Genomic DNA, 17,453 nt, shown 5'->3' with positions numbered 1-17,453 from the left:
TTAAGTGATTTCATCCTGGAGTTGTATTATGAAAATTAAACTTGAAGAAACGCTTTTTCCTTTACGTCAATCTGCGTTAAAAAAAATAAATGCCCTTGAATATACCCAGGCTAATACTGATTTATTGGTGTTGCTGGAAGAGCTTCTCTGTGAAGAAAGCTTACTCTCACACCCTAACATGCCCAGTCTGCTTAATCTGTTAAACAAGCCCGAGTTACCTGAGTTGATTAGCTATATTGTTGATTTAGATAGAATTGATGCATCACCTTCATCACCTAAAGGTTCATTCTTCGCTCAAAAAACAATTAATAGGCAACATGACAGCTGCATTAATTTACTGCGAAATGTGGCATCTGTCAGAGATGATGATAGCCAGTTATGGCATGATGCTAACGGCTTGTTGCAAAATGCCTTGTTGATGTACCCTGCACTTCCTAATTCATCACAAACTAATGTGGATGGGTGTATTTTATTTTAAAAAATAGTTCTAGTTGCACGTGGAGCTAATTTCACGAGGTATGTTTAACTGTTGTCATTGCTGTGCAAATGGCAATAACGGGTTAATATTTGAGTAATTATCCCTTAATTTAAATCCGCTATTAGACGCCATACCCCGTATTAGCGCAGCGTAATACGGGAGAGGGACGTAAACATGACTACGTCAAAAAAATTGGTTTTTAGCGCACATCAACTAATTCAATATCTGCCACATTAAGCGTCTCGCCTAGGAATATTTCACCTACAGACTGAAAGCGTTTAATTGAGTCAGTTACTAGATAATTAACTGTTGCCGCCCTAGATGAATCATTGAGTAAGTTTTTCTGCTCCAGCAGAGTACATAAGGAATGAGCCGTTGCATGTGCGGAATCCACTATAGTAACCCCTTGAGGTAATAAATCGGCTAATAAGCTTTTAAATACTGGAAAATGAGTACAGCCAAGCAATACGGTGTCTTCATCCTTAAAACCATCCAGATAATGCTTTAATGCCTCTCGAGCCACTTGATTATTGGTCATTCCTTCCTCTGCCAAAGCGACTAAAACACTACATGCACGTGTACTAATTACTGCTTTAGGCAGTTGCTTAACGATAAGCTCTTGATATGCTTTTGAAGCAATCGTTGTTTCGGTTGCTAAAACAGCAACGCGCTGGTTTTTAGTCGCAGCAACAACGGCTTGAGCTCCTGGCACAACCACCCCAAGTACGGGCATATCCGGCAACATTGATTGCAAATACGGTAGTGCGGCGGTTGTTGCCGTATTACATGCAATGACCAAAGCTTTAATCCGCCGCTCTACAAGGAGCTTTGCCATTTGCATCGCATATTGTTTTACGGTATCAGGACTCTTGGTGCCATAAGGAAGACGAGCTGTGTCCCCTAAATAAATAAATGATTCTTGAGGTAGACATTCTTTTAATACACGTAAAACGGTCAACCCCCCCATCCCTGAATCAAATACCCCAATAGCTAATTGATTAGAATCCAATTAATATCCCCTTTATTATTTAGGCCAAAATAAGTCCATTTTAGCTAGAATAGTAGAAATAGCAACTTACAATAGGTTCGTATCACAGATAGTAAATGCCCGCAGCCATGCTGCGGGAAATTGATTAAGATTAATGAGTGTTAGGAGGAGCTCGCCGCGCTTGCTCAGCTTCCGTCTCAGCAGCCACCGGCTGCGTAGTAGATTGCCCCCTATTAGCATTTACTGTACTTCTATAGAGCTGACTGGTTTCTTTCATTTGCTCTTCAGATTTAGGCGTTCCTTTCCTATTTAATCGCTCAGAAGCATGCTCTTTGGAGTCGTTAATTGCGGCAGTAACGCTATCACTATGCTTTTTAAATGTTTTCTCATAAAGAGAGTCTTTGGAAAAATTACTCCACCCCCAACCTAATTGGGTTTTTGGATTAAATATATGCTCATTAACTACTTTTATTGCTTCAGGACCAAAATGCATATGGGGGTTTTTTTCACCAAGAACAACCAATGCAGTCCATATGTATTTTAATTGTTCTTCATTCGCTCCACGCAAACGAAGAGGATTCTCTTTGCTTGGTGGTCGGTCCATTGTGGCAAGAAGCTGAGTGGCAACTACCATTGCATAATCCACTTTTGCTTTTTCAAGCGCATCTTTATCCTGCGGGCTTCCCTCTTGATAGTCAGGGAATTTATCAATAGTAATACGACCAGGATTCTCTTTATGTATTCCGCGATGCGTGGCGGTTGTTGTAACACTTTTACTTGTATCATAAGTGAAACGGCTTTCAATCGTAACCTTCTTGCTCGCATCACTTGGAAGATTAGACTCATGAACCATATCAAAATAACGAACTTGCGAACCTGCTAAGGAATTCTCAAGGTTAAATTTAGCAACTTTCCCCGGATCATTAGCACTATCAATAACAACATGATTCGGATCTGAGTCAAGATCTGGCGCGTTTCTTTGGATAGGTAAATCTTTTAATTCCTCGCGTGTTTTAACACCACTGCTGATACCTGCACGAGCGTAACACCAATAGGGCTCCTCCTTTATTCGCTGCACCATATCGAGGATACCACCTCGCCCGTTAATACGCTCTTTAATCTCAGCATATTGCTCTAATTGCTCATCAATTTTATCTAATTGAGCCTGCAATTTACCCTTCAAGGCCTCAATTTTAGCCCCTACCTGGGCTTTAGTGTTATGATCCTGAATGTCATCAGTATTAGGCAAGGCATCAATCAAGCTTCGCAGACGAGCGTGCGCATGCCTTAATTCATTCATCTGAACATCGCAGCTTTTTGCCAGAGCCGTATATTTTTCTCTTAGGCTTTCACCTGGTTTCGGGTCTTTTTCTTGTTCTCTAATAATCAGGTTATTTATATGTATTTCCTGAACATCAAAAACAAACTGAGCGCTATTAAGATGTTTACTGATCTTTTCTTGCGATTCTTGCATTTGAGTCAGAATTTTTTGTACATTGCTTACAGCTTTGGCAGCAACCTCAGGCTTTTGCTCCGCGCAGGCATCTTGTAGAAGTGCCGCTTGCATTTCGTTAAATACTGCAGGTGTAATTGCTCGCTCTAAAGATGCTTTAAATTGATTTCTTTGTGCCTCATTTAATCCGGTACTGCCAGCACCAACGCATACATTGATAAAAAGCTCGCGATCAGCAAAATTCAAAACTTGCTTTTGCAATGCTGCAAATGAAGCAGGCGTATTAGGAATTGTTCCATATGCATGCGGAAGCGCAAGCATCATTCCTAAAAATTCTTTATTAATCGTATTTGCGGGATCTTGGTATGCTTTAAAAAGCTGTTGATACTTTTCATTATAATTAAGAATCTCTCCAATAAAACCATGCGGATCACTTTTAGTGACCCCATTAGCGGCCAGACCAAAAGCAGCATTAAATGCTTTTACAGCTCCTGGTTCTGAAATGGCGCAAATTGTTCTTATCTCAGCAACCATTTGTACGTAACTGGCATCATCCCAAACCGCTCTATCCAAAGCCTTATTGATTGCCTTAACCTGAGCTGAGTCTAATGCAATAGGAAACCTGGCGCCTAATGCTTTACGTATTCCAGGATTCTGGATTTTTTGTACCGCATCCATCTGTTGAGAAGAACTTAATATCCCTTGCAAATCCTCTTCCGCAGCGCCGGGCATATAATGTTTAAGCACACTTATATCCCGTGCCATTGCGATATGTCTTACATGATTAATTCTCTCTGCATCATCTGTATTTCTAGGCAGTAATTTTTCTTGCTCTTCCACGCTCATTTTGGCAAATGCTTCAACCAAGCGCTTATGAGACCCTATCGGCAGCTGAAGAGCGGAGGAAATGGTCATTTCAAATATGCGCGTACGCGCTGCCTGGCGTACTTCATCCATCTGTGCTCTATTATCAGCGGGAAACAGATTATCTACCACATCAGATATTTTCTGTAATGCCTGGTTTTGCCCTTCCTTGTTAGAAATATCGATGTCTGGAAAATTCGCCCTTACATAACTTGCGGTAGATTTACTTGCTTTTATCGCATTTTTAAATGTCTCATCCGATTTAGAAGTAGCCAGATCACGCAACCACTTATAATCCTCTTGGTACTGCTGAGGAGTCGTTTCGCTTAACATCTTGTTTCTAACTTCTTGAGCTATCTTGGCCCTCATTTGTGGCGCCATTTGCTCTTTACATTCTTTCATGAACTGTGGGGTAACCACATGATCAATATAGTCGTGTGCAGGGTAAAACTTTTTTAATACTCTGGTAAACTCTTCTGGGGTACTGGCGTCAAATAATGAATCCAAAGATTCGCCATTCTGAATACGATGTGCCACAGATACCTTTAAATAGCGTTCACCTAACTGCTCTCTAAGAACTTTAACTTGCTCAGGACTTAAATCATCTTTATGAGTATCAAATGCAGTACCTGAATCAGGCAAACCAGCGATAAAATCTGCATCATCATCCTCAAGCAAAAGGGATTCCATATCTAAAATATCTGTATCACTTATACCGCTTTTAAGAAATTGATTATATTCATTAATAAACCCTTGTACTAATAATTCTTTTTGGCGTGCGAGAACACGCTTTTCCACTAAATTCCAAATGCGATCAATTTCAATTAAATTAGCATGCTTATCAGGAAATTCAGGTAAGGCTTTTATTTCCGCAGCAAAATCATCATCCATTTTAGCAATTAATCGATCTAATACATCAAGTTCCAGATTGTCTATGGTCATTAAAACCCAATGCGCTAACGCCTCTTTTTGGATATCTAATAAAATATCATCTGATAAAATATTCTTATCTGATGGAGCCTCGGGATCCCAACTTTCAAGATGATTAAAAGTAGGCACCACATGATTTGCAAGATATTTTCTAAGCTCCTCTGTATTGTTTTGCATAACTCCTAGCAAAATCTCCACATCAGAAACTGCGCTCAACCCGAGTTTAACGCGTTGAGCAGCCGCTTCCTGCTGAATGCTACGAAATGTAACATCATCATTCTCATCCAAAAAAGCAGAGTCTTTGTAATAATCGTTAGGATCATAAGTGGTCAAAAAATTCCAGGAAGCCGGAGTTGCCCATTCCTTAGCTGCCTTCTCATCCTCAAGCTCCAAAATCTTGGCATGTTCTTTTGCTACTGCTCTGAATGCTACAGGATTGTTAGAATCTACAGCTAATAATGCATCACATGCTTTCACGAAGTCACTTCGTTCAGTATCACTGAGGCTATTCCATTCTAAGTTATGTAAGTTTTCCCATAAATCTGCATTTTTAGGATCAGGTTTAGCCATAGTCACACTCCAAAAACCATTATGTATTCATTTTAAGCTTAAATTATTAATTTAACCTTAAATTACGAGAAAATCCTCATCTTTACTGAATAGATAGTATAAGATAAATTAAGTTTATATTTAGTATAGCAAGTTTAGGGTCATTTCATGCGAATTATTCTGTTCGGTTTATTAGTCCTCGCAAATTTTGTTCACGCACAAGGATGCATTGTAGGAAATACTCCTTCACAACCGCGTTATATTTGCTACGACGGCAGAACACTGGAGCTCACTCCCAGAGGCTATGTCTGGAATGCCAAGCGTGGTTGCTTTATCAGCTCAATACCCTGTTGTGAATATAATGCAACCCACTACGCCTTTTACAATGATCCTAGAAAAATAGGCGCAGGGTATGCACGCTGCCGTCATACCTATCCATTCCGTTTAGGTGAGATGCAAACCCATTGAGGGCAAATTTATTGCGTCAGGCTGTGGCTGTAGCGCAGCCTCTGTTTTACCCCTACTGAAAAATGAAAAGTAACTCGTTTCTTGGGGATAAAGTTCCTGCTTGGCTTGCTTAATCATTTGATTAATATCCATCTGCGTTGAGGTCCAACCATATAATCCTCTTAATTGGCGGACAATCCACAACCGACTTCGTAACTGGCGAAGATATTTTAATGGAGCGGCTTCAGCTTCAGACGACTGGCCATTAACATCTTGTTTTAATTGCTCTAATTCGCGCTGAAAATCAGGATGGGATTTTCTTACCTCAATCCACTGGCGAATGCAGTCAATAGCCATATTCTTTTTATATTTCAAGCAAAACTGATGCGCCTCGCCAATCTCTCTTAGAGTTTGTTGTAAATTAGTATAAGAAGAAGTAGCTACAATGCTTGCTTTAAACGGGTGTGCAAAAATATAGTTTTTAATTTCATTATCTAATCTAGCCTGTTTAAATGCCTCAGTCTTTTGTGCGCCATTTTCTAATAAATGTTTCATCACAAAGCGCATGTCAATGCTTACGTTATTATCCACGTTAGGTGCAAATGCATTAATTCGGTCCAAAGCCACATCCAAAGGTGTTTTACCTTCTTTATTTTTTACATTAATAAAATGACCAAACATACGCATCGATTCTTCATAACGATACTCACCTAATTTAATCGCTGTATGCAATGGTGTATCACCCTCTGCAAACCCATTTTCAGCACATAAGGTATGAAATTGTGCCAGAGTCCGTTTAATTTGGGGTTCTAAAGCGTCATTGGTGGGAATAATTTCACGCAAAAGCTCTTCATTTTCCTCATCACTCAAGCTCACCACAAACTCACGAAATTCTTTAATTGAAAATAAAACGGCGCGTAAATGAGCGAGGCGGGTAACCATCGCTTGCGTTATTAGAGCAATATGAGCTCTGTCCTCTGGATCTTGAATATTGGCACACTCCTTTAAGGTGGTTTCAATTAAAGACCGTGGAATAGAGCAATGTTTAAAAAAAGTTTTCCATTTTGAGCGAATAAATGTTGGATTTTTCGCTAAACGGGAAAATGCCGCTATTTCAGCGAAACTATGATATTCCTTATTGTCAAAAGGATTGGCTACATAACCAAACTTTGTTGGCCAATAAGAATTAGCCGAACGCTTCAAGTTTGGAAAGGATAATAGATCTTCGGCAAAAATATCAAAGGCGCTTGGACCGTGGAATAAATGGAATGGTCTGCGTGTATGAAAGCCCATAATGCTGTCAACGAACATTAAATCATGGTCGATTTTAAAAAATACAGCATGCGGCTTCCCTTCTCTTTCCACTAGATAAAAGCCAAAATTCCCTTTATGTAAATCATCCTCTTCCATAGTATATGAAGTGGCAAGGATGCTTGCTAAAGAATCATAATCAATAGTTAGCTGGTTATCTTTCTCTGCTTTAACCAGGCGGGCATAAAAACCCTGTGGTAAATTGTGTAAGAAATAGATGGGGATTTTAGTTAAGTCAGTAATTCGATGTTTTGTCGTTTTGCAATTAACACGCTGATTATTTAGAGTGTAAAATGCATTTTCCAATCCTTCTTTGTTTTCGACAACATAACAAAGATGTTGAACTGCTACCCCTACAACTTGATTTTCATCATCTACGACCAGTCGTTGTGAGGGAGTTAAATCAGGTGATAAAAATAATTTAGCGAGCTGGCTAAAACTCACTTCCAAGCGAGAAAAAGAAGCAATGCCATATTTATTTTTTTTATAAACGATCTGTTGACTATCTGGTCTATATACGGCACCAAGATATGCCTCATGCCCAGAATGAGAAGGAAGACCTAAAATAATATCTTTAATGTTATAAAAAGCAGCAGCCATTAAAAACCATTCCCGGATATCTGGATTTGTTCAATATTAACACAGGGTTAAAAAAAAACAACTACCTTGTTAATTCTTTATCAAATCAAAACAAAATATAAGTCATAAATAGATATGTCATTTCGACATAATGACGTGCGATTTGCGGCCTCTAACCAGCCAATGGGCGCAATACTAAGGGGTATTAAGTAATATCTCAACTACTTATGTTCTATAATCACATTTTTTCTAAAACTTCATGTAAATATTTTACTGGTTCAATTACCATGGAAGCATTCTGTTGTTTTGGCGCATTAGCAAAAGGAACAATGGCACGCTTAAATCCATGTTTGGCCGCCTCCCTTAATCGTTCCTGACCACTTTGTACGGGTCTAATCTCACCTGCTAAGCCAACTTCACCAAAAATAATGGTTTCGCTATCAAAAACACGATTTCGCAAACTGGAAACTACTGCGGCAAGCAAAGCTAAATCAGAGCCCGTTTCTGTAACTTTAACGCCGCCGACTACATTGATAAAAATATCTTGATCATAGGTTGCAATTCCACCATGGCGATGCAAAACCGCAAGTAAAATGGCCAAACGGTTATGCTCAAGACCTACCGTGACTCGTTTGGATTGCTGGCCATGCGCCTCATCGACTAATGCTTGCACTTCTACAAGCATAGGCCGAGAGCCTTCCCAAGTGACCATTACCGCGCTACCTGGAGTTGGCTCGGGTTGGCGCGATAAAAATATTGCAGACGGGTTAGCAACTTCTTTCAACCCCTTGTCCGTCATAGCAAACACACCCAATTCATTAACCGCGCCAAAACGATTTTTAATTGCGCGAATCACTCGAAAGCGACTATCGCTTTGCCCTTCAAAATACAACACACTATCAACCATATGTTCTAAAACTCGTGGGCCTGCCAAAGCTCCTTCTTTAGTGACATGCCCAACTAGAAATACTGCCGTTTGCGTCATTTTGGCAAAGCGCACTAATTGTGCCGCAGATTCACGTACCTGACTAACCCCTCCGGGTGCTGAGCTGATACTTTCTGTAAAAATAGTCTGAATGGAGTCAATAACAATAATTTTGGGATTTTCTTTTTGAGCATGGGAAATAATTGATTCTACCTGTGTTTCCGCTAAAAGCCTTAATCCTGCTAACGGGAGACTTAAGCGCTTGGCTCGCATAGCCACCTGTTGTAAAGACTCTTCACCGGTAACATATAATACGGTTTCTTGCAGAGAAAGATTGGCTAAAGTTTGCAACAGTAATGTAGATTTTCCAATGCCAGGATCACCTCCAATAAGCACCACAGAACCATAAACAAGCCCTCCTCCTAAGACACGATTTAATTCAGATAATCCACAATCCATACGGACTTCTTTATCCATTACCACATCTTCTACGGCAGTAATAACAGAACGCTGATTTACCCAAGAGCCCCCGCGAACATTGCGACTAACAGGGACAATCCCCTCTTCAGCGACCGAATTCCATGCCCCACATTGTGTGCATTGCCCTGCCCATTGTTTAAAGACCGCAGCACATTGATTGCATACAAATTGGGTTTTGGTTTTCATAAATTACTGACCTTGATTAACGTGCTGGCATCATAGCTGAACTCGTAAAAAATTCCTACCTATAGGTTGGCCTGCAAACCTCAGCACCAACCTGCATCGAGATTTAAATTAAGGATTGAATCCAGAAAACAACTCAATGTATAATTACAACTTTTTGCACAAACAGGGCAAAGTCTATGAGCAAAGACATCCACTTTGAGCAGTCTATTGGGGAGTTAGAGGAAATTGTTAGACAGCTAGAAAAAGGGGAATTAACTCTTGAGGACTCGCTAAAACAATTTGAAAAGGGAATCAGCTTAGCCAGACGCTGCCAAGATGTATTACAGCAAGCAGAGCAAAAAATTGAAATGCTAACTACTGCACAATCTTCTGCAGAACCCTTTTCGGATGAAGAATTAAGTGATTAAAACCTATCTCGAACGTCAAGAACAATTTCTTTCGCGGATTACCGATGAAATATCAATACCGGCGGAGCAAATTTATACGGCAATGACCTATTCTCTTTTTCCTGGAGGAAAAAGAATCAGACCTATCCTTGTTTATTTAACGGGTAGCTTAATTAATCTAGATCTCCAGGTTCTGGATGTAATTGCTGCCGCAGTCGAATTAACTCATTGCTATTCTCTAATTCATGATGACTTACCTGCAATGGATAATGATGATTTTCGCCGCGGTAGACCCAGTTGTCATAAAGCCTTTGATGAAGCTACGGCAATTTTGGTGGGGGATGGAATGCAAGCACTGGCAATCGAAGTGCTATTGTCTCATTTATCTCAACTCCTCCCAGCAGCTCAGGTGATTGCCATCACTCAAGAACTAGTCCGAGCCAGTGGAGTAACCGGAATGGTTAGTGGACAAAGCTTGGATTTATCTGAATTAGGCAAAGCATCAATTAGTGAAGAGCTTCTTTGTGAAATACATCATCTCAAAACAGGCCGACTTATTTCCGCCTGTATTGAAATGGTTTTAGCTGCAAATAATTCTACGAGTGAACAAAGCAAAGCGGCATTAAGAACCTATGCCCGTCATATAGGCTTGGTATTTCAGCTGCAAGATGATTATTTGGATCGCTATGCACCTACAGAACTTTTAGGTAAAGGACGATCCTCCGATCTCGCTAATGAGAAAATTACATTTGCTTCTTTATACACGCGAGAGAAATTAGAGGCAGAAATAAATCACCATTATCAAATAGCGTTGGATGCAATCCAATTGTTTGGTGATAAAGCCGTAGATTTAATTGCTTTGACACGTATGTTGCAGGAACGCAGTGATTTGAACAAAGTAGCCGCAGTTAAATAGGTAAGCGTTCACGCTGTATGTATTCTATTAAATTAAATAAAAAACTGCTGAAGCAACCCAGTACTGTGTCTTAACGAAGCATCGATCTGGGTTGCTTCGCCATGGCTCGCAATGAAGAAATTTACATAGCTCGTGAACGCTTACCTGCGGGGACACATCATTCTCCGCGGTGCCAGAGATACTCATTTTTTGACGGATCAAAAGGAGCTTAGGGCATTACCGGAGCGGGGGTTCGCTTCCCCACATACCCCTGCACTTCGTCAAAATAAGTATGATTATTCCAATTATTAGTGGCCTCAATAATCTCTTGCTTATTGCGTGCAACAAAATTCCACCAAATGAGAATTTCCTCGTTAAACGGCTCACCACCAATCAACAAGAAACGTGCTTTTTGAGGAATATTAAGTTCTAATTCCGTACGCCCACAGCCTAGATAAAGTAACATATTATGATCAATTAGCGTTCCTTCTATATTCAGCTCATTATCTAGCGGCAAAATTCCATACTCAAAACTGGGATTTAAAGGAAGCTTGGTGCACACCCTCTTTGTCGTATTAATATCTAAGCCGATGAGGGGTGAATAAACGGAAACCGGGGCTTTAACACCCAGTAGTTCGCCCACCATAAGGTCAATGACTAATCCATCATGCTCAATTACCGGCACCTCAGGATAATGCTTAAAGTCAGGCTCCATATGGCGCACCGAATCAGGCAAAGCAATCCATAACTGCACACCCTGTAGTACTTGTCCTGAATGGAGCGACTCTTCGGAATGAGCTATGCCTCGCCCTGCCGTCATAAGATTTACTTGTCTGGCCTTAATCAGTTGGTTTGAGCCTAAGCTATCCCGGTGTTGTATTACCCCCTCCATCATCCAAGTAAATGTTTGTAACCCTATATGAGGATGCGGTGCTACATCAAACTCACGATCCTGTTGCAAAGCTAAAGGGCCAAAATGGTCCAGAAAGCACCAGGCACCTATCATCCGCCGTTCGCGAGTGGGTAAAGCGCGACTAATTATTAATTTTTCACCTAACAAAGCCTGTCGCGTTTTAATCATTTGATGAATTGGTTTTGCTGAAAACTCAGGGCAATCTTTTGAGTCAGATAATTGAGCTTTAGTCATGAGATCACTCATTTTTACTCCTTGCACAGCTCATCGGAGCTTAATGTTATAGCATAAAGGGAAACAGCCACCAACCAAAACAAACCAACTGTACTATAATTATACAATTATGAGCGTGTCTTTAGGAGTAATGTATGAGAAAGACGGAACTCACTCTTGGCTGTTTGGGAGGTATGCTTTTACTTACCAACTGCGCCACCACTGATTCAAATGGTTTCGTAATCAGCCCTGAAAAAAAAACTTATGTTGTAACAGATACACCCAGCTATACTGACCCAGACCCAACCACTGCATACTCATCTCCTTATAAACACATCAATTATGTTAATCCTCACGATCCGTTAATGAGAGGAACTGTACGTCAAAATGATCCGGAAACCATACAAACAACAGAACTGGAGCTGGAATCCTTACCTAGTGATTATTCGAATGACTGGTAAGCCCTAAGCTGCGCGCTTTACGCTCTGCTCCTTCGGAATGAAGTTGTTTGATGGTCATTGCGGCGAATGAACATAATACAGCGCTACAAATTAGATAAAAGCTTGGCGCCAGTACATTGGCAAAAGACTCAACCAGATATGTGGCAATCAATGGCGTTAACCCGCCAAAAAAAGCAAACGCAATGTTATAAGATATGGCAATACCCGTATAACGAATGGACGTAGGAAAAAGCTCTGCCAACACACTTGGATAAACCATAATGGAGCTACTTAAAATAGCTAATAGGGATAAAGCGATAACCAGTGCTTGCGTTGTTTGTATTGATAAAATAGCAAATAAAATATATCCAAATAAAATAAAGCTTATCGCTCCAGTCAACAGTATGGCTTTTCGCCCAACGCGATCCGCAAGCCAGCTAAAAAATACCAGCAAGCATGAATAGAAAAATAAATTAATCGTATTAAATAGGGTTGCCTCTTCTTTAGGATAGGAAAGAATTGTAGAAAGGTAGGTGGGCATGTATAAAAATAATAAATTTATGACCACAGCACCAAGGCAAGTTATACCTACTCCTTGCATTATTTGTCGCCAATAAAGCGTAATCGCCTCAATAAACGGAATGCGCTCCCGCTCCTGCTGTTCTTTAAATACCATAAATAAAGGACTTTCCGTCATTTGCTTGCGAATATAAAAACTAAATACCCCCAACAAACCGCCTACAAGAAATGGAATACGCCAACCATAAGATAATAGCTGCTCTTTAGTTAGCAAACTGGTTAGCAATAAGCTAATTGCTGCCCCTAAAAAAATACCTAAATTAAGAAAACAAAAGATTACGCCACAGGCTAATCCTCGGGAGCGTGGATTTACATGCTCACAGGTAAAAGTAATTGCTCCAGGTATTTCACCGCCAATAGAAAGCCCCTGCAACATACGCATCAACACAAGCAAGATGCTAGCCCATACCCCCACATGCTCATAGGTAGGCAAAAGCCCAATTACTACCGTTGGCACCGCCATTAATACTACGGAAAAAATAAATGTTTTTTTGCGGCCATATTTGTCCCCAAAATGACTAAACGCAATTCCTCCTATAGGGCGAATTAAATAGCCAATTGCAAAAATTGCATATATTTTCATTAAAGAAGCCAGCTTGTCTGTTTCTGGAAAAAAAATCTGGCTAATCATCGGAGCAAAAATAACGTATATGATGAAATCATAAAACTCCAAAGCTCCACCTAAAGAAGCTAAAAATATGATTTTGCGTTCACCAGCGTGTAATTTTTGCGTTGACATAGTGACTCCCTTCACCAAAGAATATTATTGAAAATACCATGTTATTCACTAAGTTGCATAACATTATTGTGCGCAATGCAATAAGGTCAGATTACAAAATTGCTCTCATTTGTAGGCCCCTCATCATCAGGATGAACTTCCACATTTGGAGCAGTAATAGAAAAGCCATCTAAGACACTTGTAGGTTGGGCAGAAACATTGTGAAAGAATCTACTTTTGCTATGAAACGTATTGGCAAGTGATTCCCCAATAAAGAGAATAAAACTCGAAGCCATCGCTAAAAAATCATAAAACACGGTTCTAATACGCACATCACTTTCAATAGCAGTTTTATGCCGATTACAAATATTCTTTAATTTGTGCTCAAAGAGAGCATGATTAGCATATTGTTGTTGCGGGGTCTGCTGAATGTACTCGTTAACCAGCATTTTTAGTTTTCCGTAAGCTGCGTCTAATTCTTTTACGTAAGGATTATGTTCAGCAGCCAATTGGTCAATTACCGTTTTGATGCGTTCTAATTTTTTTTGCGCCAATTGAGTTGGATTAAGCAAATTTTTTAATAAATAATTATTATGGGCAAGCGTTAAAACATGGAATGCCTGGTTTTCACGGCGTAGGTCAGACCAACTTAAATCGTTATAAAAGGCATCCAATATCGCTCCGGCATGCGGATGAATTCGAATACCTTTTAATGCCGGTCCTATCATTGCATCAATGTGTTCCATATATTTATCAGGTTCTATACCACATGCTGTTATTGCATCAGAATAAATAGCGAAGGACGCTGCTGTTAGCGCTTTTTGATTTTCAATATTCGTCGGCTCTTTCAAATAGTTTATTAAAGTAGCTCTAAATTGTGCCGCCAAATTATGAAGCATAATGTGCTCTAATTTAATTCAATTAGCCAAATTATATCAGGTGAACATTAAAAAAATATTAACGCGTTAATCTCTTGATTTGTGAGATAGGAATTAAGGTTTCAATTCCTTGCTCCGTCTTTCGCTGCTCTCCTTTCCATGCATGGCCATAAACCACCTCATAGGTTAGAGGATAACGTCCCGTATCAGTTTGTAGGGAACTATAGTTTTGCTCAAATTTTTTCCATGAGCTGCGGCCAGTTAAGCCTTGATTACGTCTTAAATTAATATTTTTTACGCCTTGAGCTTTTAATGAGTGCACAAGCTTAGGTAACGATTCATAATGAACAGCCAATAATTCCATATCCATTACCGGCTCAAGGAAATGCTCGGCCATCAAGCAATCGCCCACATCATGCATATCTGGAAATTCATTTACATGCGCAAAATCATTCGCACCAGACCACGCATGTTTTAACTCTTTAAACGTATCAGGACCTAAGGTCGTGAACATAAGACAAGCATTTGGCTTCATTACTCGGTTCAATTCACGAAAAACAGCCTCTAAAGATTCTCCCCAGTGAATTACTTGATTTGCAAAAACCAAATCAAAGGCTCCAGCCGCAAACGGAAGCTGTTTCATGTCAGCACTTACCAAAGGCCATTTACGTCGCCAACTATGTTTTTTCTGCGCCTGTAATAACATTAAATACGCTAAATCCAAACCTACGATTTGCGCTTTAGGATACATTTGAGCTAATTCCCGGGAAAAAATACCGGTACCACAGCCCAAATCAAGAATACGCTGAGGAGCGATTTTTAAATAGTGGAGTCGCTCTAATAAACGAGTCCCAATTTCATGCTGCACTTTCGCAGCAAGCTCATATTCTACGGCATGTTGGTTAAATGCCTTGCTAATTTCATGTGTACGGGTCATTATGCGAACCAGGAAAAATTATTCAAAATCAGATGGAATCCAACACGCGTGCGCCAGAAACTATTCATTGTAACACAGAGTTTACGTTTGCCCTCTATATGCACACTTTGCAATCAATTTCACAAAAGCACTCATGCTGTTTGTGCGCATTGTATTGCGTTCATGCCCCAACTAGGGCTAGCTTGCCGGCATTGTGCAACTCCTATAGCTGATGCTGGCTCCTTAATCTGCGGCGGCTGCATTAAAAAGCCACCACAGTTTGCATATGCTTATGTAACTTATAAATTTGAAGAGCCATTACGTGGGTTGCTGCATCAATTTAAATACCATAATGGACTTTATCTGCATTCATTTTTAAGCCATTTAATGTTGAATAGCCTGTCTATGGACAACTTGCCCCAATGTCTTATTCCTGTTCCCATGCATGCGAAAAAAATAAGACAAAGAGGATTCAATCATGCGGCAATTTTAACACGAAGCTTAGCTAAAAGATTAAATATTCCCTATGATTTAACCAGTTGCCAAAAGATTTTTAATACAGCACCACAAGCCAGTCTGGATAAGGAGCAAAGGCAAAAAAATTTACGTAATGCGTTTATCAGTAAAAAACTTCCTTTCCAGCATATTGCTTTAATTGATGATTTACTGACAACGGGATCCACCGCCAATGAGCTTGCATTAACACTGAAAAAGGCAGGAGTAGAGCAAGTGGATTTATGGTGTTGCGCACGAACAGTAATAAATTCCTAGCCTAGTTGCTCCCTGCAATCAGGCTAAACCTAAATCCTTTGTAAATCATTCATCAATAAATGCACCAATACCACACAAAATACAATAAATACCAAACGATGCACTAATAATTCCATAGCTACCGATATCGACTTGCCACGAATCTTCTCCAATATCGCATAAACAATGGAACCGCCATCTAAGCCTGGAATCGGAAACAGATTAACTAAAGCAACAGCCAGGCTTAAGGTAGCAATAAAAAACATAAAGACTACAATTCCTTGCGTCAATGAGGCGACCGAAGCGGCAAAAACACTCAAAGGGCCGAGGAGCATTGAGAAAGGAATTACTCCGGTAAATAGCTGCTTGAAAATCATTACAAAGAAGTACAGCATATTTCCTATCACCGCATTCGCTTGATGTATTGCAGCGCCTAAAGAAGAAGATCGCAAAGTATCTCTGGGAGCAGAAAGATTAGGTTCTATGCCCAACTGACTCAACAGATGCGACTTGGCCCCTCGAAAACTTACCTGACTCAAATTAATCGTTACTTTTTTCAATTCAGTTCCATGACTTAAAACCATTGGAACTTCTTTTTGTCCCCATAAGACAACCATTTGCATCCCTACATCATTCCAAGTCGGTGTTGCTCTATCAGCAATCGATACAAACTGATCCCCAACGGTGATTCCTGCCTGAGCGGCAAGGCTATTCGGTTGTACTGATTTTACTTGCGGTAAGGTATAAGTTAGACCGATGCTATAAACCAAGATCAAGGCAATCCATGCCGTAATAAGATTCGCCACAGCTCCAGCCAATAAAATTAAAATTCGCTGCCAAATGGGCTTTTTATCAAAACACCCAGAATATTCGGAGGGTTCTACAGGACTAATACGTGTATTTTCTAATTGTACGTAGCCGCCTAAAGGAAACATGGCCCAAACCCATTCACAACCGCTGCTGGTTTGCCAACGTAATAATGGCTTACCAAAGCCAATAGAAATCTTTTTAATTTTAACCTGAAAATAACGCGCAACTAAGGCGTGCCCTGCTTCGTGAATCCCTACAACTAAAAGTAAGGTAAGGATGATGGCAATAATCGCCAAAAACATAATTAACTCCTTCTGATTAATCCAGAAAACTAAGGGCAAAGCAAGAGTCTTGCCTGAGATTCAAACCTCCACAAGCGTACGTCATGGCGAACATCGCGTTCGGAATGACGGGCGCTTCGCTTGATATGCGCTTCATAGTCTACGTCTTATTTTGTATTATCAACCACTAATTGTAGTAAGGGCGTTCCTTTTTTTCCCAATTCATATCCTTGCCGATACACCTCAAAAACACGATAAGCCTGGTTTGACTCACTATCCACCAACTCCACATCATCACCTTGCTCATCGATTAATGTTACCGTTAGATGAATTTCACGAAAGGCAGCAATATGATAACGCTCTTTAAAGAGTTGCAAAACGCGCTCTAAACTTTGTGCTGCCTCATCGCCGCTATGTTCACCTTGAAGGATTATATCCATGACCGTCTCCCCATCAGTTAGCACATTTAGTGCAAAAACATTCT

General features: G+C 40.1%; 15 protein-coding genes. 5 read left to right on the top strand and 10 right to left on the bottom strand.

What is annotated here, in order from left to right; all coding sequences use genetic code 11:
- Positions 1 to 28: 28 nt before the first annotated feature.
- Positions 29 to 478: a hypothetical protein gene (locus tag BN3124_RS04015; RefSeq protein ID WP_058533577.1), complete on the top strand. Its 450-nt coding sequence runs from the start codon at positions 29 to 31 to the stop codon at positions 476 to 478.
- A 199-nt stretch (positions 479 to 677) separates the two neighbouring features.
- Here BN3124_RS04015 and murI read toward each other — a convergent pair whose 3' ends face one another.
- From murI to radA, 4 genes are all read right to left on the bottom strand, one after another.
- Positions 678 to 1,487, bottom strand: coding sequence for a glutamate racemase (gene murI / locus BN3124_RS04010; protein ID WP_058533576.1), 810 nt, complete (start codon positions 1,485 to 1,487; stop codon positions 678 to 680).
- Between the two features lie 130 nt (positions 1,488 to 1,617).
- The gene (locus tag BN3124_RS04005; RefSeq protein WP_058533575.1) at positions 1,618 to 5,283 is read right to left on the bottom strand and encodes an AAA family ATPase; all 3,666 of its coding nucleotides are present in this window, start codon (positions 5,281 to 5,283) and stop codon (positions 1,618 to 1,620) included.
- A gap of 423 nt (positions 5,284 to 5,706) precedes the next feature.
- A complete protein-coding gene (ankK, locus tag BN3124_RS03995; RefSeq protein WP_058533573.1) occupies positions 5,707 to 7,620 on the bottom strand; it encodes a Dot/Icm T4SS effector AnkK/LegA5 in 1,914 nt (637 codons plus the stop codon).
- A gap of 217 nt (positions 7,621 to 7,837) precedes the next feature.
- Complete coding sequence (gene radA / locus BN3124_RS03990; RefSeq protein WP_058533572.1) at positions 7,838 to 9,190, bottom strand: DNA repair protein RadA; 1,353 nt, start codon at positions 9,188 to 9,190, stop codon at positions 7,838 to 7,840.
- Positions 9,191 to 9,366: 176 nt separating this feature from the next.
- On the opposite strand from radA, the gene BN3124_RS03985 reads away from it, so the two are divergent.
- Together BN3124_RS03985 and BN3124_RS03980 are read left to right on the top strand one after the other, a co-directional pair.
- Positions 9,367 to 9,597, top strand: a complete 231-nt coding sequence (locus tag BN3124_RS03985; protein ID WP_058533571.1) for an exodeoxyribonuclease VII small subunit — start codon at positions 9,367 to 9,369, stop codon at positions 9,595 to 9,597.
- On the top strand, positions 9,590 to 10,492 hold the full coding sequence (locus BN3124_RS03980) for a polyprenyl synthetase family protein (RefSeq protein ID WP_058533570.1): 903 nt from the start codon (positions 9,590 to 9,592) through the stop codon (positions 10,490 to 10,492). Before BN3124_RS03985 ends, BN3124_RS03980 begins: the two co-directional genes overlap by 8 nt.
- 208 nt (positions 10,493 to 10,700) lie before the next feature.
- On the opposite strand, the gene BN3124_RS03975 is transcribed toward BN3124_RS03980, so the two are convergent.
- On the bottom strand, positions 10,701 to 11,630 hold the full coding sequence (locus BN3124_RS03975; RefSeq protein ID WP_058533569.1) for a pirin family protein: 930 nt from the start codon (positions 11,628 to 11,630) through the stop codon (positions 10,701 to 10,703).
- A 122-nt stretch (positions 11,631 to 11,752) separates the two neighbouring features.
- On the opposite strand from BN3124_RS03975, the gene BN3124_RS03970 reads away from it, so the two are divergent.
- Positions 11,753 to 12,058 carry a hypothetical protein gene (locus tag BN3124_RS03970; protein WP_058533568.1) on the top strand — a complete coding sequence of 102 codons (306 nt, stop codon included), beginning with the start codon at positions 11,753 to 11,755 and terminating at the stop codon, positions 12,056 to 12,058.
- Here BN3124_RS03970 and BN3124_RS03965 read toward each other — a convergent pair.
- The 3 genes from BN3124_RS03965 to bioC form a co-directional block, all read right to left on the bottom strand.
- On the bottom strand, positions 12,033 to 13,355 hold the full coding sequence (locus BN3124_RS03965) for an MFS transporter (RefSeq protein WP_058533567.1): 1,323 nt from the start codon (positions 13,353 to 13,355) through the stop codon (positions 12,033 to 12,035). The genes BN3124_RS03970 and BN3124_RS03965 overlap by 26 nt on opposite strands.
- Before the next feature lie 86 nt (positions 13,356 to 13,441).
- Positions 13,442 to 14,233 (bottom strand): hypothetical protein, encoded by a 792-nt coding sequence (locus tag BN3124_RS03960; RefSeq protein ID WP_058533566.1) that lies wholly within the window; start codon positions 14,231 to 14,233, stop codon positions 13,442 to 13,444.
- 58 nt (positions 14,234 to 14,291) lie between these two features.
- Positions 14,292 to 15,149: a malonyl-ACP O-methyltransferase BioC gene (bioC, locus tag BN3124_RS03955; RefSeq protein WP_058533565.1), complete on the bottom strand. Its 858-nt coding sequence runs from the start codon at positions 15,147 to 15,149 to the stop codon at positions 14,292 to 14,294.
- A gap of 48 nt (positions 15,150 to 15,197) precedes the next feature.
- Here bioC and BN3124_RS03950 point away from each other — a divergent pair, with 48 nt between their 5' ends.
- Positions 15,198 to 15,899, top strand: coding sequence for a ComF family protein (locus BN3124_RS03950; protein ID WP_407927375.1), 702 nt, complete (start codon positions 15,198 to 15,200; stop codon positions 15,897 to 15,899).
- Between the two features lie 29 nt (positions 15,900 to 15,928).
- Here BN3124_RS03950 and BN3124_RS03945 read toward each other — a convergent pair whose 3' ends face one another.
- Together BN3124_RS03945 and BN3124_RS03940 are read right to left on the bottom strand one after the other, a co-directional pair.
- Positions 15,929 to 16,990: a M50 family metallopeptidase gene (locus tag BN3124_RS03945; RefSeq protein WP_058533563.1), complete on the bottom strand. Its 1,062-nt coding sequence runs from the start codon at positions 16,988 to 16,990 to the stop codon at positions 15,929 to 15,931.
- Positions 16,991 to 17,136: 146 nt separating this feature from the next.
- Positions 17,137 to 17,409, bottom strand: coding sequence for a hypothetical protein (locus BN3124_RS03940; protein WP_058533562.1), 273 nt, complete (start codon positions 17,407 to 17,409; stop codon positions 17,137 to 17,139).
- Positions 17,410 to 17,453 lie beyond the last annotated feature (44 nt).

Origin of the sequence: Legionella saoudiensis, from assembly GCF_001465875.1 — a bacterium.
In the GTDB taxonomy this organism is placed as follows: domain Bacteria; phylum Pseudomonadota; class Gammaproteobacteria; order Legionellales; family Legionellaceae; genus Legionella; species Legionella saoudiensis.
Note: the sequence above shows the minus strand (reverse complement) of the source record. Positions and strands in the feature narration are given on the sequence as shown.